We start from the raw sequence: 25,104 nt of genomic DNA on the forward strand, positions 1-25,104 counted from the left end.
CCACGGACGGACTTTTTGCGATTCGATCAAGACTAGAGATACTTCATCATCCCCATGGCCATCGGATGGGGGAGATCCTCATGGGTGGGGTAGATGCGGAAGCGCAGCTCGTAATCCCCGCTGTCTTCGGGAGTGATATCTCCGGCGAAGATCCCCTCCCCGACGTGGGCGCAGGGGATGGTGCCGTGGTGGCGCAGACCGGAGAGCTTGTGCAGCGAAGGGCGCAGCAGGATGGCGTCGACCCGGACATCCTCCGGATCGAGCCCATCCAGATGGGCCCGGATGCGGAAGGTGATCGACTCCCCATGGCGCCACACCGTCTCGCGCGGCATCGCATCGGCCGGCTCGATCGCGACCTGCGGCCAGCTGGCCCGCACCTTCCGCTTCCAGGCGGCCAGCGCCCGTGCTCGGGCGAACGCCCCCTCGACCATCTCCCGCCCGTGGCGCGAGGCGGGGATGTAGAACCGCTCGGTATACTCGGCGACCATGCGATGGGTGTTGAAGCGTGGAATACTCTCGATCATCGCCCGCTTGCAGGTGTAGACCCACTTCTCCGAGTAGCCCTGCTCGTTGCGCTGGTAGTAGGTGGGGATCACCTCATGCTGCAACACGTGGTAGAGCGAGCGTGAATCCTCGGCGTCGTGCAGCTCGGGATCCTCGATGTCGCGTTCGCTGCCGATGACCCAGCCATTGTCCCCGGCATACCCCTCCGGCCACCAGCCGTCGAGCACGCTCAGGTTGGGCGCGCCGTTCATCGCCGCCTTCATTCCGGAGGTGCCGGAGGCCTCCATCGGCCGGCGCGGGTTGTTGAGCCACATGTCGACACCGGAGAGGAGGTAGCGCGCCAGGGTCATGTCGTAACCTTCGAGCATCAGGATCTTGCCGAGGAACTCCGGCTTGCGCGACAACTGGTGGATCCGCCGGATCAGCGCCTGGCCGGGCTCGTCCGCCGGATGGGCCTTGCCGGCGAAGAGGAAGAGCACCGGCCGGCTCTCGTCGCTCAGAATCTCGGCCAGACGGGCCTCGTCGTGGAAGAGCAGCGTCGCCCGCTTGTAGGTGGCAAACCGCCGGGCGAAGCCGATGACCAGCGCCCGACCGTCGAAGTGGCGGGTCATCTCCTGCACCAGTTGCGCGCTCTCGCCGTTGCGTTCCGCCTGCCGGCGCAACAGCTCGTGGATGTAGTTGAGCATCCGCTGCTTGTTGGTGTTCTGGATCCCCCAGAACATCGAATCGGGAATCTCGTGGATGCAGTCCCAGAACTCCCGGTCCATGAAGTGGCTGCGCCATCGGCCGCCGAACTGCAGATCGAAGGCGTTGATCCACTCCTGGGCCAGCCAGGTGGTGAGATGGACGCCGTTGGTCACCGAGGTGACCGGGTTCTCCTTCGGGGTGATCTCCGGCCAGACCTGCTGGAACATCCGTGAGGCGACCTCGCCGTGGAGCCTGGCCACGCCGTTCTGGAAGGCCGAAGTGTGGATGGCCAGCGCCGTCTGGTTGAAGCCATAGTCGCCGTGGCCGAAATCACCCGAGCCGAGCGCGCGCAGCCGCTCGATGGTGATGCCCATCTTCTCGGCGTAGTGGCCCATGTAGGTGTCGAACAGCTCCGGCGGGAAGATGTCGTGCCCGGCCGGCACCGGCGTGTGGGTGGTGAAGATGGTGGAGGCGGCCACCGCCTCCAGCGCGACATCGAACTCCAACCCGGACTCGGCGTGCAGCTCGCGGATCCGTTCGAGCGAGACGAAGGCGGCATGCCCCTCGTTGAGGTGCCACACCGTCGGCGCGATCCCCATCCTGCGCAGCGCACGCACCCCGCCGACGCCCAGGCAGATCTCCTGACGGATGCGGTTCTCGATCCCTCCGCCGTAGAGCTGGTAGGTAATGGCGCGATCCTCGTCGCTGTTGGCCGGAATGTCGGCATCGAGCAGCAGCATGCGGATGTGCCCCACCCGCACCTGCCACACCTTGAGATGGAGCGTCCGCCCGGGAAGCTCGACCGGAACGAAGAGCGTGTCCCCCTGCTCGTCCCGCGCCGGCTCGATGCAGAGATCTTCGAAGCGGGAGGGGAGATCGATGGCGATCTGGTTGCCGTGGATGTCGATCTCCTGGGTGAAGTAGCCCTTGCGGTAGAGCAGACCGACGGCGGTGAAGGGGAGCCCCAGATCGCTGGCCGACTTGCAGTGGTCCCCGGCGAGAATCCCCAACCCGCCGGAGTAGATGGGCAGCGACTCGTGCAGGCCGAACTCGGCGGAGAAGTAGGCGATGCAGTAATGAATCCCGTCACCGTTGTACTGCCGGTTGAACCACTGATGCTCGACATGACGGTAGGAGTCGTAGTCGGCCAACACGCTGTGGAACTGCGACAGGAAGGCGCGATCGGCGGCCACCTCGTCGAGACGCCGCTGGCTCACCCTGCGCAGGAAGAGGCGGGGGTTGTGGCCGGTCAGGTTCCACAACACGTGATCGATCTGGTGGAACAGCGCCCGTGCCTTGTGGTTCCAGGAGAACCACATGTCGTCGGCGATCTCCTCCATACGGGAGAGCGCCTCGGGAATGCGCGGACGGATCTGCAGGTGGTAGCTGGTGCTCTGCGCCTTGTTCAATGTTCGAATCGCAAAAGGTCCCTCCATGGACGTGTGGTCCGGGCGGATCGAAGGGCGCCCCCCTTCTCCTCACCGACCGGATCCACCGGTTGCACTGGAAACTTCCGGATGTGCGCGGCCCTCCCCGGCCACGATGGAGCTCCCTGCTCACCGTCAAACCGCGCCCCGCCCGCCGGAGCGAGCCCCGCTCCGGACACGCACCCGAGCGGGAAACTAGCCGGCGGGCCGCCCCACGTCACCAGCCGCATCCCGCTGCAGGGCCAGAAGCAGCGCGGTCAACGTCCGGTTGACCGGGGCATCGAGCCCGCATGCCCGGGCAGAACGCACCACCTCGCCGTTGAGATCGGCCACTTCGGTCGGGCGGCCACGCTCCAGATCCTGCCAGGCGCTGGGCTTGACCGGCCCCATCTCCCGGGTCACCGCCATGTTGCGCGCCACATCCTCCCCGGTCAGCGCGATGCCCTGCGCATTGGCCACGCGCACCAACTCACCCATCGCCGCCTCGGCGACGGCGGCCAGCTCCGAATCCTCGGCCACCGCGCGGGCGTAGCGCCGGGTGATGGCGCAAATGGCGTTGAAGCCGCAGTTCCACACCATCTTGCGCCACAGCATCAGCCGGCCGTCGGCGACCAGCCGCGCCTCGGTGCCCGCCGCCCGCCAGCAGGCGAGCAACGGCCCGATCGCCGGATGGTCGCCCTGCCAGCGGGCCAGGGAGATATGGCCGGCGGCGGAGTGGAGCACCACGCCGGGGCGCTCGATGCGCGCACCGATGAAGGCGCTGGCCACCGCCACCGCCCAGCCGGGGAAGCGTCCGGCGGTGATCTCGCCGGCACGCACCCCGTTCTGCAGCGTCACCAACAGGGCGTCGCGGTCGACGAAGGGGGCGATCTGATCGAGCAGCGCCGCCAGCCCGGTGGTCTTGCAGCAAAGCAGCCAGACGGAGCAATCGGCCAGCGCCTCGGGTGTGCCGACCGCCTCCACCCGGTAATGGCGCTCCTCCCCGCCAGTACGATGGATCAGCCCGTCGCGCTTGAGCGCCTGCAACTGCGCACCACGGGCGAGGAAACGCACCTTGGCACCGCCGCGCAGCAACTGCGCGCCGTAGTGGCAGCCGACCGCCCCTGCCCCGGCGACGGCCACCGCACCGGGAACCGCTGAGCCCATATTCATCCCCACATACTCATCCCAACTGCAACGCCTCCCCACGCAGGCCGTTGCAGAACGCGGCCGCATCCATCGCCGCCCGTCCCTCCGGCTGCAGCCGGGTGATGCGAAACACCCCACCGCCGCCGCAGCCCACCTCCAGCGCCCCCTCCCTGGTCGGCACGGCCCTCCCAGCAGGCCGCCCCCCCTCTCCGGGAAGGCCGTCGAGCACCTTCAGCCACCTGCCGGCGGAGGGCCCTCCGACGATGCGGCAGCGCGCACCCGGACTCAAGGCGAAACAGCGCACCACCCGATCGACCATACGGGCCGGGCCGCTCCAGTCGATGTTGCGCTCCTCCGGACGGATCCGGGCGGCGTAGCAGACCCCCTCCTCCGGCTGCGGCTCGGGGGTGCGCCCACCCGAAAGCAGACCATCCAGCTCGTCGGCGAGCAACCCGGCGGCGAGCCCGGCCAGCCGTCGGCGCAGCGCCTCCCCGGTGGTCCGCCCGGTGATGGGACAACGTCGCCGGGCGTAGACCGGACCGGTATCGAGCCCCTGCTCCATGCGCATCAGCGAGACACCGGTGGTGCGATCACCGGCCAGCAGCGCCCGCTCGATGGGGGCAGCACCCCGCCAGCGCGGCAGCAGCGAGGCGTGGAGGTTGACCGGCGCGATCGCCGGCGCCTCCAGCCACGGACGGGGAAGCAGCATGCCGAAGGCGACCACCACCAGCAGATCCGGCCGCTTCGCCCGCAACCAGGCGAGCGACGCCTCGTCGTCACGCAGGGCGGCGGGGGTGATGCAATCGATGCCTGCCTTGCATGCCGCCTGCTTGACCGGCGACGGCGACAGACGCATCCCCCGCCCCCGACGCCGGTCGGGCTGGCTGACCACACCGACCAGATCGACCGACGGATGGCGCAACAGCATCTCCAGCGTCGGCAGGGCGAACTGGGGCGTACCGGCGAAGACCACCCGCGCACGCCCTCTCAATGGCGTCCCTCGCGTTGCGCCCGCTTCTTCAATCTCCGCTTGAGCAGCTTCTGCTTCACCGGTTTGATCAGATCGATGAAAAGCCGCCCATCGAGATGGTCGAACTCATGCTGAAGCGCGGTGGCCATCATGCCGTCGTATTCCGCCTCGTGGGTGGCCCCCTGCAGATCCTGCCAACGCACGGCGACCGCCGCCGGACGGAGCACCTCGACAAAGGTGTCCGGAATCGAGAGACACCCCTCTTCGAAGGGACGCTCCTCGCTGCTCCGCCAGAGGATCTCGGGGTTGATCCAGACATGGAGATCGCGCTCCGCCCCCTCCTCCCGCCAGGCGATGTCGGTCACCACGATGCGTCGGTGGACCCCGATCTGGGGGGCGGCCAGGCCGACGCCGGGGGCGTCGTACATCGTCTCGGCCAGATCGTCGGCCAGTCGCCGCACGTCGGGCGCCGTCGGATCGGCGATGGGGGCGCTCACCTTGCGCAGCGCGGGATGGGGATAGATCAGAATGGGACGGACGGCCATGGGCCAATCCTAGGCGGAAGGGCCTCCCGGTCCATCCACCGATGCCGCATCGAGGCGGCCATGGAGGGAGCCTTTGCGACGGGATCACCCCCGCCCTCCCGAACCGCCACTCCGGGCCGGAGCTCCCGCACAGCCTGCCGGTCCCCCTTGATTTTCACCGGAAGTGTCCCTATAGAGTGGATGAACCCGCAAGAGGGCGATATCCACTGCGGCCACCCACCGCAGAGATCCGGTCCTGCAAGGCAGGTACCGGAGATACAAGGAGATTGGGAGTACCCGCCCAACTCTCCTGGAAGCGACAAACGATGCAAGGAGGTAGGAAACGATGACGCTGTTGCGCAGAACACCATGGCAGGAGCTGGAACAACTCAACCGTCAACTCAGCAGCCTGTTCGACGGAACGCCGTTCGCGACGATGACCCATGAGTCCGATGTATGGGTGCCGGCGGTCGATATCCGCGAAACCGACGATGCGCTGCTGGTGCAGGCCGAACTGCCCGGATTGGAGAAAAAGGAGGTCAACCTCGAGATCAAGGAAGGGGTGTTGACCATCTCCGGCGAGCGGCGCTATGAGAAGGACGTCAACGAGGACAACGTCCACCGCATCGAGCGCAGCTACGGCAGATTCTCCCGCAGCTTCAGCCTGCCCAACAACATCGACACCGACAAGGTGCATGCCACGATGAAGAACGGCGTACTGGAGATCCGGCTGCCCAAGCGTGAGAGCGCCAAGGCGCGGGCCATCACCATCCATTGATCCCGGCTTCTCGCGAAAGCCGACATCGTGGCGCAGCCGCGCCGCGCCGACATGGGCGTGGGGATCCACGCCCATGTTTTTTGCGCTCCGCCGATCTATTGCCATGATCCAGCCCCGACCGGAGATGAGAGCGCTGAACACTGAACAATGACGACTTCGCAAGAAGTCGGCATCCGCGGCCAGGACGGCCGCGCAAAGCCGAAGCTTGCGTATGCAAGCGAAGGATTTGTAAGGCAATCGAAGACCGCGCTCTTCGATTGCCGTCAAGCAAAAAGTCCACGGATGGACTTTTTGCGATTCCATCAACAATGACGGCTTCGCATGAAGCCGGCATCCGCGGCCAGGAGAGCCGCGCAAATCAAGAGCCTTCGTAAGCAACCGATTGATTTGTAATGGGATCGAAGACCACGCTCTTCGATCCCCGTCAAGCAAAAAGTCCACGGACGGACTTTTTGCGATTCCACCATTTGCGATTCCATCAACAATTGCACCGCACCGCACTCGAGATCATTCGGGGTGACATCACCACCCTGCATGTGGATGCGATCGTCAACGCCGCCAACACAACGCTGCTCGGAGGAGGCGGCGTAGACGGCGCCATCCACCGGCGGGCCGGCCCCGGGTTGCTGGAGGAGTGCCGTAGAGTGGGCGGATGTCCCACCGGCGAGGCAAGGATCACCAGCGGCCATCGCCTTCCGGCGCGATACGTGATCCACACCGTCGGCCCGGTCTGGCACGGCGGTATGCGGGGAGAGGCGGGGCTGCTCGCCGACTGCTACCGCAACTGCATGGCCCTGGCGGATGCGCACGGCATCCGCTCGATCGCCTTTCCGGCCATCTCTTGCGGTGTCTACCGCTTCCCCGTCGACCGGGCGGCGAAGATCGCGGTGGAGAGTGTGCGCGCCTTCCTGCGCGGGCACCCCTCCTGCGCCGTCGAGCGGGTGTTCTTCGTCGCCTTCGACGACGCGGTGGAGGCGGCGTTGCAGCGGGCGATGATGCAGAGCTGAAGAGACCGCCCCTCCTCCGCGCAGCCGGTCACGACAACCGCAGCAGCCAGCGCACCAGCCGCTGCGTGGTCGGCGAGAAGAGCTTGTCGCTGAAGAAGCTGCCGGCGACCCGCTTGCTCGCCTCCGACCGGGTCGGATAGGGGGCGATCGCCGAGGCCATCGCGCCGATCTTCATCCCCCGGGCCACCGCCACCACCCACGGCTGAAGCAGCTCGCCGGCGTGCTGGCCGACGATGGTGGCGCCGAGGATGCGGCCGCCGCGCGTGGCCACCACCTTGATCAGCCCCTCGCTGCGCCGCTCGGCCTGCGCCCGGTCGTTCTCGGCCAGCGGCAGCCGCAGCACGCGGGCGTCGATCCCCCGATCCCGGGCATCGGCCTCCCGCATGCCGACATGGGCCAGCTCGGGATCGGTGTAGGTGACCCACGGCACCGCGCGGTAGTCGACCTTCGCCGGCAGCTTGAACAGGATGTTGCGCAGGACGATCCCCGCCTGATAGGCGGCCATGTGGGTGAACTGGTAGGGGCCGGCGACATCGCCGACGGCGTAGATGCGCGCATTGCTGCTGCGCAGCCGTCCATCGACGGTGATGCCGCGTCCATCGTAGGCCACACCCGCCGCCTCCAGATTGAGCCCGGCAACATTGGCCCGGCGGCCGGTGGCGATCAGCAGGTGGGAGCCGGTGACGCAGACCTCGCCCGCCTCCGCCGCGCAGCGCACCTCGATCGCCCCCTCCCCGCTCCGCGCCAGCCGCAGATCGCGCCCTCCCTCGTAGAAGACGATCCCCTCACGGCGCAGCCGCTCGATCACCACCTGCGCGCACTCACGGTCGTCCTTCATCAACAGCCGCGCCGCCTCCAGCACCGTCACCCGCGCCCCCAGCCGCCGATGGGCCTGGGCCAGTTCGATGCCGATCGGCCCGCCGCCGACGACCAGCAGGTGGTCGATCGGCTCCCGGTTGTCGAAGATGTTCTCGTTGGTGAAGAAGGCCACCTCCTCCAGCCCCTCGATCGGCGGCACGAAGGGGGCGGAGCCGGTGGCCACGACGAAGTACTTCGCCCGCACCCGCGCCTCCCCCGCCGCCACGGTACGCCCGTCGACGAAGGAGGCATCAGCCTGGAGCACCCGCACCCCCAGCCGTTCGAACCGCTCGACCGAATCGTTGGGGGCGATGGCGGCGATCACCTCGTGGACATGGTCGTGCACCCGCCCCCAGTCGGTGCGCGGCTCCCCCGCCTCGATGCCGAACCGCCCCGCATCGCGCACGCTCTGCGCCGTATGGGCGGCGGCAAGCAGCGCCTTCGACGGCACACAACCGGTGTTGAGGCAGTCGCCCCCCATGGCACCGCGCTCGATCAGCACCACCCGCGCCCCCATCTGCACGGCGCCGGCGGCGACCGACAGCCCGCCGGAGCCGCCGCCGATGACGCAGATGTCGGTCTCGATCGTCTCTGTGCTCATTGTACCCTCCATCTGCGATAGGCGACCGGCAGCAGCGCCAGCACGGCCAACCCGCACAGGGCGGCGATCATCTGCGGGGTGAGCACCGAGGCGGGCGAAAAGGACCCGCCGCGATCGAACACCGCCCCCAGCCCGCTGCCGGCGGTGGCGAAGATGAAGGTCGCAGGGGTGATGCCGATCAGCGTCGCCCAGAAGTAGGTGCGCAGCGGCACCCCGAGGAAGGCCGGCACCAGATTGACCAGCACGAAGGGAAAGAGCGGCACCAGCCGCAGCACCAGCAGGTAGTGGAAGGCGTTCCCGGCGAAGCCGCGCCGCATCCGCTCCACCGCCGGCCCCGCCCGCTCCTGCAGCAGCACCCCGAGCGAGCTGCGGGCGACGAGGAAGATCACCGTCGCGCCGAGTGTCGCCCCGGTCACGGCCAGCGCCCCGCCGAGCCAGGCGCCGAAGAGGAAACCGCCGCCGATGGTCATCACCAGCCCGCCGGGGAGGGAGAGCGCCACCAGCGCAATGTAGAGCAGCAGATAACAGGCGGCGGAAAGCAGCGGTCGCGCGGCGATCCAGTCGAGCAGCAGCCGGCGGTGTTCGGCCAGCGACTGGAAGGTGAGCAGCCGGAGCAGATCGAAGTGGACGGCGAGCAGGGCGGTGCCGATCAGCAGCAGCAGGGGCGAAAGCCGGAGCATGGTGCGCGGAAGTGGGCGGTGCATGCCCCTAAGTCGGTTCGCCGCCGGAATCGTTACGGCCGAGCAGGGCGTGGCACTCCTCCTCGATCCGCTGCTCGATCTGAGCCAGCAGCTCGTCGCGCCTGGCGGCGGCGACGGTGTCGGCGTCGATCGGCGGCAGAAAGCGGAAGGTGACCAGCCCCGGCCGCTTGATAAAGCCCCGCTTGGGCCAGCAGCGACCGCTGTCCAGCGCCAGCGGCAGCAGCGGCACCCGCGCCTTCTGCGCCAGGATCACCCCGCCGGGGCGGTAGGGCAGCTTCTCCCCCGGCCGGCTGCGGCTCCCTTCGGGGAAGATCACCACCCAGCGGCCGTCGGCCAGCCGCCGGCTGCCCTCGACCAGCAGCTGCTTGATCGCCTGCCTCGGGGTGCCGCGGTCGATGGCGATGGTGTCGATCGCCCACAACGCCCAGCCGAAGAAGGGGATGTAAAGCAGGATCCGCTTGAGCACCCAGACATAGGGCGGCACCAGCAGCGGCATGGCGATCGTCTCCAGCGCCGACTGATGCTTGGCCACCACCACGCAGGGGCCGTCGGGGAAGTGTTCCCGCCCCTCGATGCGCAGGCGGATGCCGCAGAGCGCGCGCGCCAGCCACAGGACGGTGGCGCTCCAGCCGCGCGCCACGCGCCACGCCGGCCCCATGCCCCAGGGCCGCACCAGCAGCAGCGCCAGCGAAAAGAGCGGCGTCACGCCGAAGAAGGCGAGGTTGAACAGCGCCGAGCGCAGGATCAGCACGGCGGAAAGAGCCGATCGATGGCCGTGGCCAGATCGGGGAAGACGGGAATGGCCGGATCGAGCGCGTGGACCCGTGCAATCAGCGGCTCGGCCTCGTGGTGGCCGCTGATCACCAGTGCGGCGGCAACACCCGCCGCCCGCGCCGCCTCGATGTCGCGCAGCGAATCGCCGATCATGATGGTGCGCGCAGGTGGGGTGCCGAGCCGGGCCAGCACCTGCTCCACCAGGCCGGGCCTGGGCTTGCGGCAGTCGCAGCCACATCGGGACCGTGGAAGCAGTAGGCGGAGGCGGCGATCCGGCCGCCGGCCTCGGCGACGGCCTGCTCCATCCGGCTGCGGATGCGCCCAAACTGCGCCCGATCGATCATTCCCCTGCCCACCGCCGACTGGTTGCTGGCCACGGCCACCGGGATGCCCATGCGGTGGAGCCGGGCGATCGCCTCCAGCGCGCCGGGCACCGGAATCCACTGCTCGGGCGTCAGGATGTAGTCGGCCGAGTCGTAGTTGATCACCCCGTCGCGATCGAGGATCACCGCATCCCACCGGGTCGTCTGCCGCTGTGTGATCGCCGCACCTCCGTTGCAATCTGGAATCGTCAGTCGCGAGGCTACGAACGCACCGTGCGAAGTCACCCGTTCGATGACATCCGGAACGCGGCGGGCCATGATACGGCCATGCCGCATCATCGCCCCCCTCCTCCCGCCACGCCGCCGCTGCCGACCGGAGAGGCCAACGCGCCGAAGGCCAGGGCCAAGTGAACCACGAACGGCGGTTGCTCGTCGCCATGGCCGCGGCGATCGTCGCCGGTGCGGTCGCCGGCACCCTGTGGGGGCCGCAGATGCGCGCCATCGCCTGGATCGGCCAGCTCTTCCTCACCGCGCTGAAGATGCTGATCGTGCCGCTGGTCGCCGCCAGCATCATCAGCGGCATCACCGCGCTGGGCGATGTGCGCAAGCTCGGGCGGCTGGGCGGAATCACCATCGGCTACTATGTCACCACCACCTTCCTCGCCGTCTCCATCGGACTGCTGATGGCCAACCTGTGGCAGCCGGGGGTCGGCGTGCCGCTGGGCACCGGCCACCATGCGCCCGCCGCCGCGCACGAAATCGGCATCCGGGAGATCATCCTCTCCTTCGTCCACCCCAACATCATCGATGCGGCGGCGAAGATGAAGCTGTTGCCGCTGATCCTCTTCTGCCTGCTCTTCGCCGCCGCGCTGACCACCATCGGTGCGCGCGGCCGCCCGCTGATCGCCCTGTTCGACAGCCTGAACAGCGCGATGATGGTGATGGTCCACTGGCTGATGGTGCTGGCGCCGGTCGGCGTCTTCGCCCTGATCGCATCCAGGCTGGGCGAGGCCGGCGGCGGCGCGGCCTTCGCCGCCCAGCTCGCCGGGCTGGCGCGTTACGCCGCGACGGTGATCAGCGGCCTCTTGCTGCACGCCTGCCTGCTGCTGATCCTGCTCGCCCTGCTCGCCCGCCGCCCGGTGGTCGGCTACCTGCGCCACATCGCCACCGCGCTGCTCACCGCCTTCTCCACCGCCTCCTCCAGCGCCACCCTGCCGCTGACCATGGAGGGGGTGGAGGCCGCCGGCGTCGACGGGCGCGCCCGCCGCTTCGTGCTGCCGCTGGGGGCGACCATCAACATGGACGGCACCGCGCTCTACGAGGCGGTCGCCGCCCTGTTCATCGCCCAGGCCTACGGCATCGATCTGTCGCTGGGGCAGCAGCTGGTGGTGCTGGTCACCGCCGCGATGGCCGCCATCGGCGCCGCCGGCATCCCCGAGGCGGGGCTGGTGACCATGGTGATGGTGCTGGAGGCGGTCGGCCTGCCGCTGGAGGGGATCGGGCTGCTGCTGGCCATCGACTGGTTTCTCGACCGCTGTCGCACCACCATCAATGTCATGGGCGACGCCTGCGGGGCGGCGGTGGTCGGCCGGATGCTCGGCGCGGCGGCCGCTTCTCCGGACTAGCGCTTCGAGGCGGCCGGGGCTGCGCGCTTCTCCCCGGCCCCTTTTCCAACCGCGCGCCTCTTCTCCCCCGGCATCTTCCCGCCGGCCGTGGGCGCAGAAGCGTCCGCCGCAGCCTTCTTCTCCCCCTTCTCCTTACCCGCGGGCATGCCTGCGGCAGGCTTCGGCGCGCGCCAGCTCTTCGCCGCCCGCCCCACCTGCCAGCCGAGCGAGCGGTCGACCAGCACGATCGCCTGGCTGTCGGCACGACGCACATGGGTGGAGACGAAATCGCTGCCCGGCTTACCGACCAGCAGGTCGAGCAACACGCGCCCTCCGCTCCCCTTCAGGGTGAGGCGGTCACCACCATCGGCGACGCGGAAGCGCTGGAAGTAGTCGGGGTTGCGGGTCACCACCCGCTGCGGCCGCATGTCGCGCAGATCGTGCAGCAGCCGCGTCACCAGATCACTGTTGGCCGCCACCGCGCCGTAGCGGTCGCGCACCGTCCACCCCTTCCCCGCACGCTGCAGCCGGACGGTGGCCCCGCCGTGGTTGATGGTGATCGAGGCCACCTCATCCGGGGTAAGCGTCGGCCACGAGGCGACCACCGCGCTGCTGGCGGCATCGAGCACCCGCGCCGGCCGCTGCGCCTGGTGCCAGGCCAGCCCGCCGGCGATGATGATCACCGCCGCGATGGCCAGGTAGCGCTTCACACCACCGTCCCCGCGCGCAGCCGCCAGCGCCAGCGCACAACAGCCGCGATCCCGACCAGCAGCGGCAGCAGGAAGATCCACACCACCTTCCACATCGCGCGGGCGTCGCCATCCAGTTTGGCCAGCGGCCGCTGGGTCACCTGCCGCGCCCGCAGCGCGATCAACCCTTCGTTGCCCGCCACCCAATCGAGCGCGTTGAGGGCGAAGAGGGTGTTGTCGCCATCCATGAAGGTATCCTCAAACAGCGCCGGCGCGCCGAGCACCACCACCCGCTGTGCGTCGCGCCGCTTCGGCCGCGTCGCTTTGCGTTCGGCATCGGTCAGCCCCTCCTTCGGCGGCGCCAGCCGCGCCTGCAGCGGGCCGCCGAGCGCCACCCCCACCACCTGGGGCGATCGCTGCACGCCAGCGAAGAGGGGGGCCATCCTGCGCAGCGGATCGACATCGAACGGCGGCCCGTTCTGCACCGCCGAGGCGGGGCTGCTGCGCATCAACACCGTACAGTCGTGCGCCTGTTCGCTGCAGATCAGCGGCGAGACGAAGGGCATCGCCACTTCGCGCAGCCCGCGGGTGAGCGAATGCGTCGGATTGAGGTCGTGGATCGCCGGCATGAAGGGGTAGTCGACCGCCGAGCGGAACATGAAGATCCCCTGCCGCTGGTTGACCATCACCCGGCCGGCGTCGCGGTCGAAGACCAGCCCGGGGCGGACCACCACACCGAGATCGTCGCGCAGCCAGTCGTTGGCGTAGCGATCGACCGGCTGGACGCGGAAACCGAGATCGAGCTGCGGCACGGCGTTGCCGGCGAGCACCAGCAGCCCGCCGCCGCGCAGGCGCAACTGCTCGATGCGGTAGCGGGCCAGCGTCGAGAGCGGCTTGGTGGCGCCGGCGACGATCAACGCGGCGAGATCCTCGGGCAGCGCCTCGCGCTCGGGGTGGACCACCTCGAAGCGGTAGTCGTCCCCGGCCAACTGACGCAGCCGCCCCATGCGGTCGAGCGGGATCGCGCCGTCATCCTCCATCACCCCGATGGTCCGCTTGCCGCTGCCGGTCACCTGCTTGATCCGGCGGGTAAGGTTGTACTCGAAGCCCGATTCGCTCTGCACCACCGGGATGGTCGCCTTCTTGTCGAGATACTCGACCACCAGCGCCATGTAGCCCTGCTTGATCTGCGCCTGATCGTCCTCCACCACCTGCACCTGCACCCGGGGGATGCCCATCGCGGCCAGCGCCGCCGCAGCGCTGCTGTCGCGATCGGGGTCGATCACCTCGTAGCTGATGTTGGGCGCGGCGTCGTGGTAGCTGGCCAGCATGTCGGTGATGAAGCGGCGCAGCGCGCCGTAGGGCTGCGGCAGGCCGCTGGTGATGTAGGCGCGGATGCGTACCGGCTCCTTGACTCGGCGCAGCACCGCGCGGGTGGCGTCGGAGAGGGTGTAGACCCCATCCTCGGTCCAGTCGAAGCGGAGGTGGGCGGTCCACGCCGCGGCGTAGAGCGCGACCAGCGCCAGCACGAAAAGCGCCAGCGTGGCCCACGCCCGACGACGGATGACCACGCGGCCGTCGGCCTGCCGGTTCACCGCCATCGCCTGCGCTCCAGCTGGAAGACGGTCAACGCCAGGAAGAGCAGCGTCATGACCAGAAAGTAGGCGGCATCCTCCAGCCCGATCACCCCGCGCAACATAGCCCGGTAGTGGGGCAGCGGCAGCACCATGCCGAGCCAGTCCTGCACCTCCGGCGGCAGGGTCAGCGCCGCCTGCGACAACAGGTAGAAACCAAAGAGCAGCGAAAATCCGATGATATAGGCGACCATGGCGTGGCGGGTGAGGGAGGAGGCGTAGAGGGCCACGGCGGCATAACCGGCGGAGAGCAACGCCACCGCCAGGTAACCGGCGGCGATGCGGCCGCCGTCGGGATCGCCGAGCAGCGAGAGCGACCACGGATAAAGCAGGGTGAGCGCGAAGAGCAGCAGCAACTGCAGCAGCAGCGCCAGATATTTGCCGACGACCAGCTGCAGCGAGCTCACCGGCATGGTGGCGAGCAGCTCGAAGGTACCGCCGCGCAACTCGTCGGCGAGCAGCCGCATGGCCATCGCCGGAACGAAGAACATCAGCAGCAGCGGCATCACGCCGAAGAAGCCGCGCATCTCCGCCTGACCCATGAGGAAGAGGCTGTTGCCGAAGAAGAAGCCGCAGGCCAGCAGGAAGGCGATCGCCACCACCGCCCCCTGCGCCGTATCGATGGCCACCCGCAACTCACGGGCGGCGAGCACCCATACCCGCTTCATGAAGACGATCCCTCTCCAGTCAGCCGGTGGAAGACATCCTCCAGCGAGGCGCGCACAGGCCGCATCTCGAGCAGCACGCCGCCGGCATCGGCCACCGCGCGGAACAAGGTGGCGGCCAGCGGCGCCTCGCGATCGTCGCAGGCCAGCTCCAGCAGCAGCCGCCCCTCCTCTTCGCGGCAATCGATACGCAGATCGGGCAGCCGCTGCCGCAGCGCGGCGGTGAGCGCCTCCGCCGCCACATCGACCGCCACCGCATGGAGCAGCGCGCCGCCGCCGGCCTGCGCGGCCAGCTCGGCTGCGGTCCCGATGGCCCGCAGCTCGCTGCGGTCGATGATCATCATCCGATCGCACACCGCCTCCACCTCGGAGAGGATGTGGGAGGAGAGCAGCACCGTCTTGCGCTCGGCCAGCCGTCGGATCAACTGGCGGATCTCGGCGATCTGGTTGGGGTCGAGCCCGGTGGTCGGCTCGTCGAGGATCAGCAGATCGGGGTCGTGCAGCATGCTGCCGGCCAGGCCGACGCGCTGACGGTACCCCTTGGAGAGCTCATCGATGCGCCGGTGGAGCACCTCCTCGATGCGGCAGACGGCGGCCATCTCGCGCACCCGGTCGCGCAGCGTGCCCCCCTCCAGCCCCTGCATACGGCCGATAAAGAGCAGCTGATCGCGCGCGGTGAGATCCCCCCATGCCGGCGCGTTCTCCGGCAGGTAGCCGATCTGCCGCCGCACGGCCATGGCATCGTCGAGCGGCACGCCGCCGACCCGCGCGCTGCCCGAGGAGGGCGGCAGGTAGCAGGAGAGCATCTTCATGGTGGTCGATTTCCCGGCGCCGTTGGGGCCGAGCAGCCCCATCACCTCGCCGCGCCGAATGGAGAAGGAGAGATCGCGCACCGCGAAACGATCCCCGTATTTGCGCGACAATGCATCGGCCTGGATCATCACATCGTGCGCCATCGGCGGGCGAATGTTACCGGGGGTCGCCCCCGCCGCAACCGCCCTCATCCCCTTCGGAGAGGAGATGCGGCCCACGGCCATGATGGAATCGCAAAAAGTCCGTCCTTGGACTCTTTGCTTGACGGGGATCGAAGAGCGCAGTCTTAGATCGCCTTACAAGACAGTCGCTTGCATGCGCAAGCTCCCGTTTTGCGCGGCCGTCCTGGCCGCGATGATGATTTCTTGGGAAACCATCAGCCATACACCGGCTGCGCATGCCGAAGGGAAGCCTCCGAATCAAGCGCCGGCGGCGGAAGAGGAGGGAGGGGGGGCGGAACGGCGCCCGGGGCCTGCCGGCACGGGGGGGCAGTCCGCCCCGAGCTCGTTTGCAACCGCTCCGTCAGCCTTTTGCCCTCTTCCCTCTCCGATCGCCGGCCGCAATGCCCACCCGGCACTCAGCCCGACCGCACCCCAACCCCGTCTCCCCACCGCGTGCCGGGGAGCGAAAAACGCGGCACGCCAACGCCGCGATGATGGTTTCTTGCGAAACCATCACTGTTTCGGATTGAGCTGCTCCTTCACCGCCTGGAACGGCTTGAAGCGGAGCACGTTCCGCGCCGGAATGGTCATCTTCTCCCCCGTCCTGGGGTTGCGCCCCGTATGCGCCTTGCGCTCCTGCATGGTGAACTTGCCGAATCCCTTCAACCGCACCGCATCACCGCTCTTGACCTGCGTCACTACGACGGACTTGAATGCAGCCAGCGCCGCCTCAGCCTGTTCCACGCTCAGACCGCTCCGCTTGGCCATCGCCCTGGCCAGCTCCTTGTCTCCCATCGCCGACGCCGATCCGCTTGAGAGCAGAAGCAGCGCCGATGCAATCACCAATCCTTGCTTCATTCGTCTGCCCATAAGTGACACCTCCCTTGGATCGCGCAACATGCCCCTCCATGGACACGATTGCCCGATGGAAATCGAAGCGGCGTCCCTCCATGGCCGCGCACCAGCCGGAACCCAGGCTCCCCCAGGGAAACCAGACCGCCGGCAACGCGATGCTCCACCGCGTGGGGAGGGGCGTCAACCGTCGATGCCGCACTCCCTTGTTGCGCCGAAGATGCTTCCAGGAGCGTTGCAGCCAGATCCTGCAACATGTGTACAGCGGAGAGGAAGAAAATAATATACCGCCCAACGAGTTGGCCAACGCACCCCTGCGCCCCCCCGAGCACCGTCGCAAGGGAGGGAGTGCGCGCCGGACGCCCGACGACGGCCCTGACCATGAGTATGTCGGGGATCATCGCCGAGACCCGCAGCATGGACGGACCCCTCCGCCTCTGGCAGATTGCGTGTGCACGGTATGAAGGCGGTGCGCCTTGCGGCGGCCAGGACGGTCGCACAAAACCGGAGGTTGCGCATGCAACCGACGGTTTTGTAAGGCGATCGAAAACCGCGCTTTTTCGACCGCCGTGAAGCCAAAAAGTCCACGGAGGGACTTTTTGCATTTCCATCAACCATGCTCCCCCTGATGCTCGCCCTGCTGCTCCTGCTGCTGGTCGCATCCGCCTTCTTCTCCGGCTCGGAGACCGCGCTCACCCGGGCCCGCCGGGTGCGGCTGCGCATGCTGCGCAAACAGGGCAACCGCGGCGCGCACCACGCCGAGGCGCTGCTCAGCCGGCCGGAGAAGATGCTGGCCACCATCCTGCTGGGCAACAACTTCGTCAACATCGCCGCCTCGGCCCTGGCCACCGCCATCTTCGTGCGCCAGTTCGGTGATGCCGGCATCCTCTACTCCACCGTGGCCATGACCCTGTTGGTGCTGATCTTCTCCGAGATTCTGCCCAAGAGCATCGCCGTCGCCCACGCCGAAGCGATCAGCTGTCGGGTGGCCGCGCCGATGCGCGCCGTGCAGTGGCTGTTCGGCCCGCTGTTGCGGATCCTCCTGCTGATCACCAGCGCCATGCGCCGCCTCTTCCAGGTTCCCGAGGGGGAGGAGCGGCCGGTGTTGAGCCATCAGGAGCTGGCGGCGATGATCGACCTGAGCGCGGAGAGCGGCATGCTCGATCGGGCCCGGGAGCAGATGCTCGGCCAGAGCCTGCTGCTGCACACCATCCCGGTGAAGCAGATCATGGCGCCGCGCACCGAAATGATCCTGCTCGACGGCAACAAAAGCGTGGCTGACTGCCTGCGCACCGCGCTGGAGCACCCCCACTCACGCTACCCGGTCTTCCTCGACGACCGCGACCACATCATCGGCATCATCCACCTGCGCACGCTGTTCCAGCTGCGGCACCACAAGACATCGCTGGCCCGCGCCACCACCTGGAAGACGCCGACATTCGTGCCCAACTGCCGCAGCGCGCTGGCCCAACTGCTCGACTTCCAGCGCAACCACGAACACATGGCCATCGTCGTCGACGAACTGGGCGACATCGACGGCATCATCACGCTGGAGGACATCATCGAGGAGATCGTCGGGGACATCCGGGACGAATCGGACATCCCGACCGAAGCGGGGATCTGGCCGCAGCCCGACGGCAGTTACGTCGTCGCCGCCACCGCCAGCCTGCACGAGGTCAACCAGCAGATGGAAATCGCCCTGCCGGAGGCGGGGGCGACCACCATCGGCGGATGGATCATGGAGGTGCTGGGCAGCTTCCCCGACGGCAAGGTCTGCCTGGCGACCGACGACGCCCGGCTGGAGGTGCTGAGCATGGACCATCGCTGGATCAAGCGGGTCCGCATCCAGCGCCGGCCGCGGGACGACGACGCGGCCACGAAGGAGGAGAGGGAGCCCTGACGGCGCGACGCCGCTAGCCGGCCGCCGCCTCACCCCGATCGGGAGCGTCGGCTCCCCCGCCCCGCGGCTGCCGCACCCAGGGGAAGCGGATGGCATACTCCTCGGCCCGGATGTACTGCAGCGCCAGTCGGGTACGCTCGTTGATCACGATCGGCGCCCGCAGGTTGGCGGTGACCCACTCGGCATCGACAAAGGGGTTGAGCACCAGCATCCAGATCGGCACGTCGCCCGGACGCAGGCGGAGCAGCCGGATCTCCTCCGGACTGAGCGCCGGCGGCAGCCCCAGCCGCTCCTGATCCCACGGCGTGAGCACGAACGCCACCTCGACGTTGCTCAACGACTGCAGACAGACGTAGTCGCCGTGCCCCGGATAGATGATCGCGAAGTGCTGATCGTCGGGAAAGCCGGCCAACCCCTGGGGGAAGTAATAGCTTCCCGCTTCGGAGGAGGCTCCTTCCGCCATCGGGGTATGCGCTCCCCGCTCCAACCGGTCACTTCTCTCTTCTGTCGCTATCATGGCCCTCTCCACGCTGCAGCCACGCCATCACACCGGATCCGCTCGCTGCCCTGTTCTCCTTTCTGATCTGCTCGAAAATCTCCAGCCGATGTACCGGGATCTCCGCCGGGGCGTCGATACCGAGGCGGACCACATACTCGTGCCGCACCTCCTGGACCACCACCCGGATGCGCCCGTCGATCCGGATCGCCTCGCCGACCCTGCGGCGCACCACCATCATGGAGGATGGAATCGCAACAAGTCCGTCCATGGGCTTTTCGCGCGGCCGCCCGTGGCCGCAATGATGGAATCGCAACAAGTCCGTCCATGGACTTTTTGCTCGACGGCGATCGACGCGCAGACCGCCTGCGGCCTTCGCACATACCCGACTGCTGCCGCCTGCCGCAACGCAGGGGGGCGCCGCACGCTCATCCCCGCACCCGGCCGCCGTCCACGTCAGCGCAGGAAGTTGACCAGGCTGAGCGAACTCATCGCCGCCACCTGCTTGTAACTCGCCTGCAGAGCGACGTCGGTCAACTGGATATCGGAGACCAGCTTGGGGATGTCCACCGCCTCATGGGTGTTGATCCGCTTGTCGAGCGCCGCCTTCATCTCTTCGTGGGCGGTCTTGATCTTGCGCAACGCCGCCAGCTTCGCCCCGGCGCTGGTGTCGAGCTTCACCACCTCGTCGCGCGCGGTGTTCAGATCGCCCAGCGCCGACTGGATCTGGGCCTGATCGGAGTTGTTCAACCCGTTGTAGAGCTTGATCAAGGCGTTGAAGGTATCCTGGAAGGCGGGGTCGTTGCCCAGCTCGTTGCTCACCACTGTCTGGGTTTCGGTGATCTGCACCGTGCGGGCGTTGGTGCTGCCGTTGTAGGTACTGGTGCCGGTGGAGAGGTTGACCGTCCACGGCTGGGTATCGGTCGCCGTTCCCGAAAAGAGATACTGCCCTTCGAACTGCTGATTGGCATCCTGTACCGCCTGGTCGAGCAGGTGCTTGACCTCGACCGCGGCGGCGGCATGGGTGCCGGCCACATTGGCCGAGGCGTGCTGGACGGCGAGCACCTGGGCGCGGGAGAGCAGCCGCTCCATATCCATCAACGCCACCTGCGTTGCGGAAAGGCGGGACTCCGCCACACCGGCAGCGGTGATGGCATTGGTCTCCACCTTGCGCATCTGACGCAGGTCGAGCGAGATCTTGTAGTCCAGCCCCGCCTGCGCCGGTGTCTGGAAGCGGGTGCCGGCGGCGATGTTGGCGTTGGCCTTGGTTCGGGCCTCCGTCTGGCGGTTGATCCCCTGCAACAGGTTGTTGTAGGGCTGTACCGAAGAGATGCGGACGCTCATCGCAGATCAGACCCCCAACCCTTCGTCCATGACACGGCCGAGCAAGAGCCGGCATCCGCGGCCTCGGCGTACCGCGCAAAATCGAAGCCAACGCTTGCAACCCTACGGTTTCGCTTGGCGATCGAGACCGGAATCGGAACACTCCCCTCCCGGCCGGGAACGGTGCCGCAGCAGCCTGCCCTCACCGGATCAACCCCATCAGCGCATCGAGCATCTGGTTGGTGATCTGAACCACCTTGGCCGACGACTGGTAGGCACGCTGGAACTTGAGCATTTCGATCAACTCCTCATCCATGTTGACCCCGGAGATCGAGTTGCGCTGGCTGGTCAGCGAGTCGTACTCGGCCGAACGATAGGTCTGGTTGCGCTGCGCGTTGGCCACGTCGATGCCGTATTGCGCAGAGAGATCGGAGTAGCGGCTGTGCAGGCTCTGCGGCGTCGTATCGTCGACCGACACCTTGGTCTGCTGCAACGCGAACATCGCCGAAGCAGTCTGATTATCGGCAGCAAAGATCTTGGATGTAGTAGAATCGATGGTGCCGATGTTGATCCGGTCACTGTTGGCCGCCACCGTGCTGTCGAGAGCAAGATCGGCGCCGTCGGCACCATGAAACAGCGCATTGATCTCGTAGGCGGCGAGGAAGTTGGAAGTGTCGTCGGAGAAGCCGATGGTCTGGCCGTTGCCGGCGACCAGCTTCAGCTCGCCGTTGGCCGTGGTGCTGGCGGTGAGCGAGATGGTCGGATTGGGGGCGGTCACCCCGGCGTTGTAGTTGGCCACCGCCTGGTTGATCAGGCCGACCACGCTGGCCGTCGTCGCCGTGCCGCCGTTGTCGGCGCTGTCGTCGAGCTTGAGGACCGCCGGGTCGATGGTGATGGTCAGCCCGCCCGGATTGATCGGCGTCCCAGCCGAGTCGTAGATGTGGATCTTGAAGCTGCCCGCCTTGATCTGATTGGCGAACGGCACCCCGGAGGTGCCGAGCAGGGAGCTGGTCATCCCGAGTGCGGAGAGCAGATTGCTGCTGTCGTTGGCCAACCCCACCGTCTGACCGCCGGTGGCGGCAAGCTGCAACACCCCGCCGCTGGTGCTGGCGGTGAGCGAGATGGTCGGATTGGGGGCGGTCACCCCGGCGTTGTAGTTGGCCACCGCCTGGTTGATCAGGCCGACCACGCTGGCGGTCGTGGCCACCCCCCCATGGGCGGCGCTGTCGTCCAGCACCGTCACCGTCGGATCGATGGTGATGGTCAGCGGCGTGGTGTTGATCTGCGCCCCGGTGGAGTCCCGCAGATAGATCTCGAAGCTGCCGCTCTTGATCTTGGACGCCGCAGGCAGACCGGAGTCGACCAGCGCAGCCGTGGGATGCGACACGCTCTGCAACGCCTTGATCGTGGATTGGCGGGCGGCGGTCGACACCAGCGACGCCTGCCCCGAGATCATCGTCGATCCACGGATGGGGGTCGATCCGTTGCTGTAGATCTGATTGGCGGAGAAGATCAGATTCCTGGCGATGCTGTCGAGCTGGTCGATGTAGACCTGATAGCGGTTGTCCCGCACCTCGATCATCCCGCCGACCGTTCCGCTCTGTGCCATCCCCGAGAGCGGCACCGCCGGAGCGCTGTCCAGCGCGATCTCGTGAAATCCATTGGTGGTGAAGGTGGTTCCGCGCACCAGATGGTGGGCCAGACCGTCCTGCACCAACAGATCCCCGCCCGGGGTCTGGACCAGCGAACTGCCGTCGGGATTGTCCACCCGCTGGATCGGAATCAATGCCGCAAGATCCTGCAACGCCTGCTCCCGCTGATCACGCAGGTCGTTGGCAGGCCCCACCACGCTCTTGCTCGTCTCCTTGCGCACGATCTGGGTGTTGAGCGAGGCGATTCGATCCAGCAACAGGTTGACGTCGGCCAGCTTGGTGTCGATCTGGCCGTCGAGGTTGATCTGCTCGGTGCGCAGCTGAGCCCGCATGCTGGTCAGGGTGGTGACCAGCTCCTGGGTGGCGATCTGCACGTTGGCCTTCTGCGCCGTATCCTGCGGATTGTTGGCCAACTGCTGCCACGAGGCGAAGAAATGGTCGAACGAGGCGGCCAGACCGGTGGCACCCAGGCTGCCGAAGGCGCTCTCCACCGCGGTCAGCGCCTGGGTGATCTGGGTCCACATCGCCTTCTGCCCCGCGCTGTTGCCCAACGAACGCTGGATCGCCAGGTCGACCTGACGGCGTATCTCCGCCATCTGGACCCCGCGGCCGAAGACGAAGCCGCCGCGCTGCTCCGGCGAAGCGGAGGAGAGGATCGGTCGCTGGCGCGAATAGCCTTGCGTGTTGACGTTGGCGATGTTGTGCGCCAGCACATCCATCGCCTGTTGCTGGGTGGTCAGGGCGGTGGCCCCGATATTCAGCGCGCTGGTGATGCTCACGGTGCGATGCCGTCGCGGCGGTAGGTCTGCGGCTTCCTGAGCATGCCGATGCCCTGCAGCAGGTTGGTGGTGACATCGGCGGCCGCCTTGATGCGCAACCGCTCTTCGTCGAGCCGCTGCTGCAGGGCCTCCATCCGCCGATGAAGCCGGCGCCGCAGCGCCTTCAACTCCTCATCCGCCGCCACCTCGTCGAGCAGGCGGGAGAGCGGCAGCGCTCCGGCCACACCATGATCGCCCAACAGCCGGCGGAGCGACCCCTCCAGCCTCGCCATCCTGTCGCGGCAGGCGGCGCGCATCCCGCACAGATCGAGCAGGGCAGCGCCGTCGAACCGGCGCACCGCATCCTCCTCCTGCAGCAGGATCTCCTCCAGCTCGGCGGCACACCGCTCCATCTCCTCAAGATGGGCGCGAAGCCCGGCGACAAGGGAGGCGCGATCGATGGTCAGCTCCATGACCGCTCCGCCAGAGCGTTGCGCACGATGCGCGCCGCCACCCGCCGTTCGTCGATCTCGAAGGTGCCCTGCTCCAGCGCGTCGCGGATCTGCTCGATCCGCTCCAACCGCACCTCGGGCAGATCGGCCAGCAACACGCGGGCCCGCTCATGGAGCGAGGCGGCGTCGGCCACCTTGACCTGATCGCGGCCACGCCCACCGCCCCGCGCCTTGCCCGTCGCCTTGCCCTTGCCGCTGCGGCTGCCCTGTACCGGCGAGGCCGGCGATCCCAATCCCGTGATCCGCACCATCACTCCACCTCCCCTTTGGCGGCCAGCGCGCGGTACTGCGCAGCAGCCGCCTCATGCAGGCTCTTCGACGCCTCGGCCACCGCCTTGCCCGCCACCTCCGCGCCGTCCCGACGCTGTTTCAACTGCGCATAGATGGTGGCGGCGATCCCCAGCGAGCCGCGCCGACCCCCCGCCTCGGCGATCGCCTGATCCATCATCGACCGGTAGCTCTCCTCGGCAAAGCCGTGCGGCAGAACATCGGATTGCGGAACCGACTTGCGCATCTCGCTCATCACCTGCTGCAGGAAGAGCGCCTCGAACTGGAGGCTGACACGCCACAGCCCCTCGTCCCGCCCTTCACGCGGCGGCGGCGCCGGCCGATGCGACGTGACGATCCGATGATGCAGGGCATCCATCCGCGCATCCATCAGAGCACCCGCAACTCGGCGTGGAGCGCACCGGCCGCCTTGATCGCCTGCAGCACGGCGATCAGATCGCTCGGGGTGGCGCCGACGGAGTTGAGCGCATCGACCAGGCTGGCCAACGTCACCTGCCGCTGCAGCACCACCAGCTTCGCCTTCTCCTCCTTGACCTGCACGCCGGTGCGATCGACCACCTGCGTCTGGCCGCCGGCGCCGCTGAAGGCGTTGGGCTGTGACACCTGCGGCGTCTCCGACACCGTGACGCTGATGTTGCCATGGGCCACCGCCACCTTGTCGATCTTCACCTCCTCGCCCATGACGATGGTGCCGGTCCGCTCATCGACCACCACCACCGCATTGTGGTCGGTATTGAGCTCCAGCTGCTCCAGCTCGGCGATCAGGGAGACGGCATCCCCCTTGGGATTCCACACCTCCACCGTGGCGGCATCGACGGCACGGGCCATCCCGGCGCCGAAGTGGAGGTCGATCGCCTTCTTCATCCGCATCACGGTGGTGAAATCGGGCACGCGCAGGCTAAGCGTCACCTTCTCCTGATTCGGACGGATGCTCCTCGGCGCGGCGATCTCCACCTTGGCGCCGTTGGGGATCCGCCCCGCGGTCGGATGGCCCTTGGTGGTCGAGGCCGCCTTGCCGGCGGCGGTGAAGCCGCCGATGGAGATCCCCCCTTGCGCCACCGCATAGACCCGCCCATCCCCTGCGGTGAGCGGAGTGAGCAGCAGCGTTCCGCCGCGCAGGCTCTTGGCATCCCCGAGGCTGGAGACCGTCACGTCGAGGGTCTGCCCCGGCCGGGCGAAGGCCGGCAGCTCGGCGGTGACCATCACCGCCGCCACATTCTTCGGCTTCATGCTGCTGATCTGCTGGCGGATGTTGATCCCGAACCGCTCGAGCATCGCCGCGATGCTGTTGATGGTGAAGGGCGACGAGTTGGAGCTGTCACCAGTGCCGTTGAGGCCGACCACGATGCCGTAACCGAGCAGGGCGTTGCTGCGCACCCCCTCGATGGTGGCCAGATCCTTGATCCGCTCCGCCGCTCCCCACTGCGGCAGGAGCAGCAGCGCCATCACCACGAACCACCGTACCATCATCGTCC

The 25,104-nt window shown here is 67.8% G+C and carries 24 protein-coding genes and 1 pseudogene; 4 read left to right on the forward strand and 21 right to left on the reverse strand.

Features of this window, described 5'->3' with window-relative positions; genetic code table 11:
* Window positions 1-32 precede the first annotated feature (32 nt).
* The 4 genes from D6682_05045 to def all read right to left on the reverse strand — a co-directional run bounded on the left by D6682_05045 (window position 33) and on the right by def (window position 5,261).
* Window positions 33-2,627, reverse strand: a complete 2,595-nt coding sequence (locus tag D6682_05045; GenBank protein ID RMH51124.1) for a glycosyltransferase family 1 protein — start codon at window positions 2,625-2,627, stop codon at window positions 33-35.
* A 186-nt stretch (window positions 2,628-2,813) separates the two neighbouring features.
* Window positions 2,814-3,764 (reverse strand): 2-dehydropantoate 2-reductase, encoded by a 951-nt coding sequence (locus D6682_05050; GenBank protein ID RMH51125.1) that lies wholly within the window; start codon window positions 3,762-3,764, stop codon window positions 2,814-2,816.
* Between the two features lie 16 nt (window positions 3,765-3,780).
* Entirely contained in the window at window positions 3,781-4,737 is a 957-nt protein-coding gene (locus tag D6682_05055) for a methionyl-tRNA formyltransferase (protein ID RMH51126.1), read from the reverse strand.
* Window positions 4,734-5,261, reverse strand: a complete 528-nt coding sequence (gene def, locus D6682_05060; GenBank protein RMH51127.1) for a peptide deformylase — start codon at window positions 5,259-5,261, stop codon at window positions 4,734-4,736. Before def ends, D6682_05055 begins: the two co-directional genes overlap by 4 nt.
* Before the next feature lie 325 nt (window positions 5,262-5,586).
* Between def and D6682_05065 the strand changes: the two genes are divergently transcribed.
* On the forward strand, window positions 5,587-6,018 hold the full coding sequence (locus tag D6682_05065; protein ID RMH51128.1) for an Hsp20/alpha crystallin family protein: 432 nt from the start codon (window positions 5,587-5,589) through the stop codon (window positions 6,016-6,018).
* A gap of 392 nt (window positions 6,019-6,410) precedes the next feature.
* Window positions 6,411-7,025 (forward strand): O-acetyl-ADP-ribose deacetylase, encoded by a 615-nt coding sequence (locus tag D6682_05070; protein ID RMH51129.1) that lies wholly within the window; start codon window positions 6,411-6,413, stop codon window positions 7,023-7,025.
* Between the two features lie 28 nt (window positions 7,026-7,053).
* Here D6682_05070 and D6682_05075 read toward each other — a convergent pair whose 3' ends face one another.
* The 4 genes and pseudogenes from D6682_05075 to D6682_05090 all read right to left on the reverse strand — a co-directional run bounded on the left by D6682_05075 (window position 7,054) and on the right by D6682_05090 (window position 10,600).
* Window positions 7,054-8,484, reverse strand: coding sequence for a dihydrolipoamide dehydrogenase (locus D6682_05075; GenBank protein RMH51130.1), 1,431 nt, complete (start codon window positions 8,482-8,484; stop codon window positions 7,054-7,056).
* On the reverse strand, window positions 8,481-9,164 hold the full coding sequence (locus D6682_05080) for a TVP38/TMEM64 family protein (GenBank protein ID RMH51202.1): 684 nt from the start codon (window positions 9,162-9,164) through the stop codon (window positions 8,481-8,483). Before D6682_05080 ends, D6682_05075 begins: the two co-directional genes overlap by 4 nt.
* 28 nt (window positions 9,165-9,192) lie before the next feature.
* A complete protein-coding gene (locus D6682_05085; protein RMH51131.1) occupies window positions 9,193-9,936 on the reverse strand; it encodes a 1-acyl-sn-glycerol-3-phosphate acyltransferase in 744 nt (247 codons plus the stop codon).
* Window positions 9,930-10,600, reverse strand: a pseudogene (locus tag D6682_05090) (HAD-IIIA family hydrolase). The gene D6682_05085 and the pseudogene D6682_05090 overlap by 7 nt, the downstream one beginning before the upstream one ends.
* Before the next feature lie 119 nt (window positions 10,601-10,719).
* On the opposite strand from D6682_05090, the gene D6682_05095 reads away from it, so the two are divergent.
* A complete protein-coding gene (locus D6682_05095; protein RMH51203.1) occupies window positions 10,720-11,907 on the forward strand; it encodes a dicarboxylate/amino acid:cation symporter in 1,188 nt (395 codons plus the stop codon).
* Here D6682_05095 and D6682_05100 read toward each other — a convergent pair.
* From D6682_05100 to D6682_05120, 5 genes are all read right to left on the reverse strand, one after another.
* Entirely contained in the window at window positions 11,904-12,782 is an 879-nt protein-coding gene (locus tag D6682_05100; protein RMH51132.1) for a DUF4340 domain-containing protein, read from the reverse strand. The genes D6682_05095 and D6682_05100 overlap by 4 nt on opposite strands.
* Window positions 12,593-14,176, reverse strand: coding sequence for a hypothetical protein (locus tag D6682_05105; GenBank protein RMH51133.1), 1,584 nt, complete (start codon window positions 14,174-14,176; stop codon window positions 12,593-12,595). Before D6682_05105 ends, D6682_05100 begins: the two co-directional genes overlap by 190 nt.
* A complete protein-coding gene (locus D6682_05110; protein RMH51134.1) occupies window positions 14,167-14,877 on the reverse strand; it encodes a hypothetical protein in 711 nt (236 codons plus the stop codon). The genes D6682_05105 and D6682_05110 overlap by 10 nt, the downstream gene beginning before the upstream one ends.
* Window positions 14,874-15,815, reverse strand: a complete 942-nt coding sequence (locus D6682_05115; protein RMH51204.1) for an ABC transporter ATP-binding protein — start codon at window positions 15,813-15,815, stop codon at window positions 14,874-14,876. Before D6682_05115 ends, D6682_05110 begins: the two co-directional genes overlap by 4 nt.
* Window positions 15,816-16,361: 546 nt before the next feature.
* Window positions 16,362-16,748, reverse strand: a complete 387-nt coding sequence (locus tag D6682_05120; protein ID RMH51135.1) for an HU family DNA-binding protein — start codon at window positions 16,746-16,748, stop codon at window positions 16,362-16,364.
* Window positions 16,749-17,316: 568 nt separating this feature from the next.
* Between D6682_05120 and D6682_05125 the strand changes: the two genes are divergently transcribed.
* Window positions 17,317-18,600, forward strand: coding sequence for a DUF21 domain-containing protein (locus tag D6682_05125; protein ID RMH51136.1), 1,284 nt, complete (start codon window positions 17,317-17,319; stop codon window positions 18,598-18,600).
* A 13-nt stretch (window positions 18,601-18,613) separates the two neighbouring features.
* On the opposite strand, the gene D6682_05130 is transcribed toward D6682_05125, so the two are convergent.
* The 8 genes from D6682_05130 to D6682_05165 all read right to left on the reverse strand — a co-directional run bounded on the left by D6682_05130 (window position 18,614) and on the right by D6682_05165 (window position 25,099).
* Window positions 18,614-19,063, reverse strand: coding sequence for a flagellar assembly protein FliW (locus D6682_05130; GenBank protein RMH51205.1), 450 nt, complete (start codon window positions 19,061-19,063; stop codon window positions 18,614-18,616).
* A gap of 28 nt (window positions 19,064-19,091) precedes the next feature.
* Window positions 19,092-19,337, reverse strand: coding sequence for a carbon storage regulator (locus tag D6682_05135; GenBank protein ID RMH51137.1), 246 nt, complete (start codon window positions 19,335-19,337; stop codon window positions 19,092-19,094).
* Window positions 19,338-19,552: 215 nt separating this feature from the next.
* Window positions 19,553-20,440, reverse strand: a complete 888-nt coding sequence (locus tag D6682_05140) for a hypothetical protein (GenBank protein ID RMH51138.1) — start codon at window positions 20,438-20,440, stop codon at window positions 19,553-19,555.
* 181 nt (window positions 20,441-20,621) lie between these two features.
* Window positions 20,622-22,850, reverse strand: a complete 2,229-nt coding sequence (gene flgK / locus D6682_05145; protein ID RMH51139.1) for a flagellar hook-associated protein FlgK — start codon at window positions 22,848-22,850, stop codon at window positions 20,622-20,624.
* Window positions 22,847-23,302, reverse strand: coding sequence for a hypothetical protein (locus D6682_05150; protein ID RMH51140.1), 456 nt, complete (start codon window positions 23,300-23,302; stop codon window positions 22,847-22,849). The genes flgK and D6682_05150 overlap by 4 nt, the downstream gene beginning before the upstream one ends.
* The gene (flgM, locus tag D6682_05155; protein RMH51141.1) at window positions 23,293-23,589 is read right to left on the reverse strand and encodes a flagellar biosynthesis anti-sigma factor FlgM; all 297 of its coding nucleotides are present in this window, start codon (window positions 23,587-23,589) and stop codon (window positions 23,293-23,295) included. Before flgM ends, D6682_05150 begins: the two co-directional genes overlap by 10 nt.
* A 2-nt stretch (window positions 23,590-23,591) precedes the next feature.
* Window positions 23,592-23,999 (reverse strand): hypothetical protein, encoded by a 408-nt coding sequence (locus D6682_05160; protein RMH51142.1) that lies wholly within the window; start codon window positions 23,997-23,999, stop codon window positions 23,592-23,594.
* On the reverse strand, window positions 23,999-25,099 hold the full coding sequence (locus tag D6682_05165; GenBank protein RMH51143.1) for a flagellar basal body P-ring protein FlgI: 1,101 nt from the start codon (window positions 25,097-25,099) through the stop codon (window positions 23,999-24,001). The genes D6682_05160 and D6682_05165 overlap by 1 nt, the downstream gene beginning before the upstream one ends.
* Between the last annotated feature and the right edge of the window lie 5 nt (window positions 25,100-25,104).

This window comes from Zetaproteobacteria bacterium, from assembly GCA_003696765.1.
GTDB lineage: Bacteria > Pseudomonadota > Zetaproteobacteria > Mariprofundales > J009 > RFFX01.

What these genes read in the sequence shown, in the direction of transcription:
- D6682_05045 (RMH51124.1), bottom strand. Translation starts at nt 2,627, where the DNA reads ATGGAGGGACCTTTTGCGATTCGAACATTGAACAAGGCGCAGAGCACC.
- D6682_05050 (RMH51125.1), bottom strand. Translation starts at nt 3,764, where the DNA reads ATGGGCTCAGCGGTTCCCGGTGCGGTGGCCGTCGCCGGGGCAGGGGCG.
- def (RMH51127.1), bottom strand. Translation starts at nt 5,261, where the DNA reads ATGGCCGTCCGTCCCATTCTGATCTATCCCCATCCCGCGCTGCGCAAG.
- D6682_05065 (RMH51128.1), top strand. Translation starts at nt 5,587, where the DNA reads ATGACGCTGTTGCGCAGAACACCATGGCAGGAGCTGGAACAACTCAAC.
- D6682_05070 (RMH51129.1), top strand. Translation starts at nt 6,411, where the DNA reads ATGGGATCGAAGACCACGCTCTTCGATCCCCGTCAAGCAAAAAGTCCA.
- D6682_05075 (RMH51130.1), bottom strand. Translation starts at nt 8,484, where the DNA reads ATGAGCACAGAGACGATCGAGACCGACATCTGCGTCATCGGCGGCGGC.
- D6682_05080 (RMH51202.1), bottom strand. Translation starts at nt 9,164, where the DNA reads ATGCTCCGGCTTTCGCCCCTGCTGCTGCTGATCGGCACCGCCCTGCTC.
- D6682_05095 (RMH51203.1), top strand. Translation starts at nt 10,720, where the DNA reads ATGGCCGCGGCGATCGTCGCCGGTGCGGTCGCCGGCACCCTGTGGGGG.
- D6682_05105 (RMH51133.1), bottom strand. Translation starts at nt 14,176, where the DNA reads ATGGCGGTGAACCGGCAGGCCGACGGCCGCGTGGTCATCCGTCGTCGG.
- D6682_05110 (RMH51134.1), bottom strand. Translation starts at nt 14,877, where the DNA reads ATGAAGCGGGTATGGGTGCTCGCCGCCCGTGAGTTGCGGGTGGCCATC.
- D6682_05115 (RMH51204.1), bottom strand. Translation starts at nt 15,815, where the DNA reads ATGATCCAGGCCGATGCATTGTCGCGCAAATACGGGGATCGTTTCGCG.
- D6682_05120 (RMH51135.1), bottom strand. Translation starts at nt 16,748, where the DNA reads ATGTTGCGCGATCCAAGGGAGGTGTCACTTATGGGCAGACGAATGAAG.
- D6682_05125 (RMH51136.1), top strand. Translation starts at nt 17,317, where the DNA reads ATGCTCCCCCTGATGCTCGCCCTGCTGCTCCTGCTGCTGGTCGCATCC.
- D6682_05130 (RMH51205.1), bottom strand. Translation starts at nt 19,063, where the DNA reads ATGGCGGAAGGAGCCTCCTCCGAAGCGGGAAGCTATTACTTCCCCCAG.
- D6682_05135 (RMH51137.1), bottom strand. Translation starts at nt 19,337, where the DNA reads ATGATGGTGGTGCGCCGCAGGGTCGGCGAGGCGATCCGGATCGACGGG.
- D6682_05140 (RMH51138.1), bottom strand. Translation starts at nt 20,440, where the DNA reads ATGAGCGTCCGCATCTCTTCGGTACAGCCCTACAACAACCTGTTGCAG.
- D6682_05150 (RMH51140.1), bottom strand. Translation starts at nt 23,302, where the DNA reads ATGGAGCTGACCATCGATCGCGCCTCCCTTGTCGCCGGGCTTCGCGCC.
- D6682_05160 (RMH51142.1), bottom strand. Translation starts at nt 23,999, where the DNA reads ATGGATGCGCGGATGGATGCCCTGCATCATCGGATCGTCACGTCGCAT.
- D6682_05165 (RMH51143.1), bottom strand. Translation starts at nt 25,099, where the DNA reads ATGATGGTACGGTGGTTCGTGGTGATGGCGCTGCTGCTCCTGCCGCAG.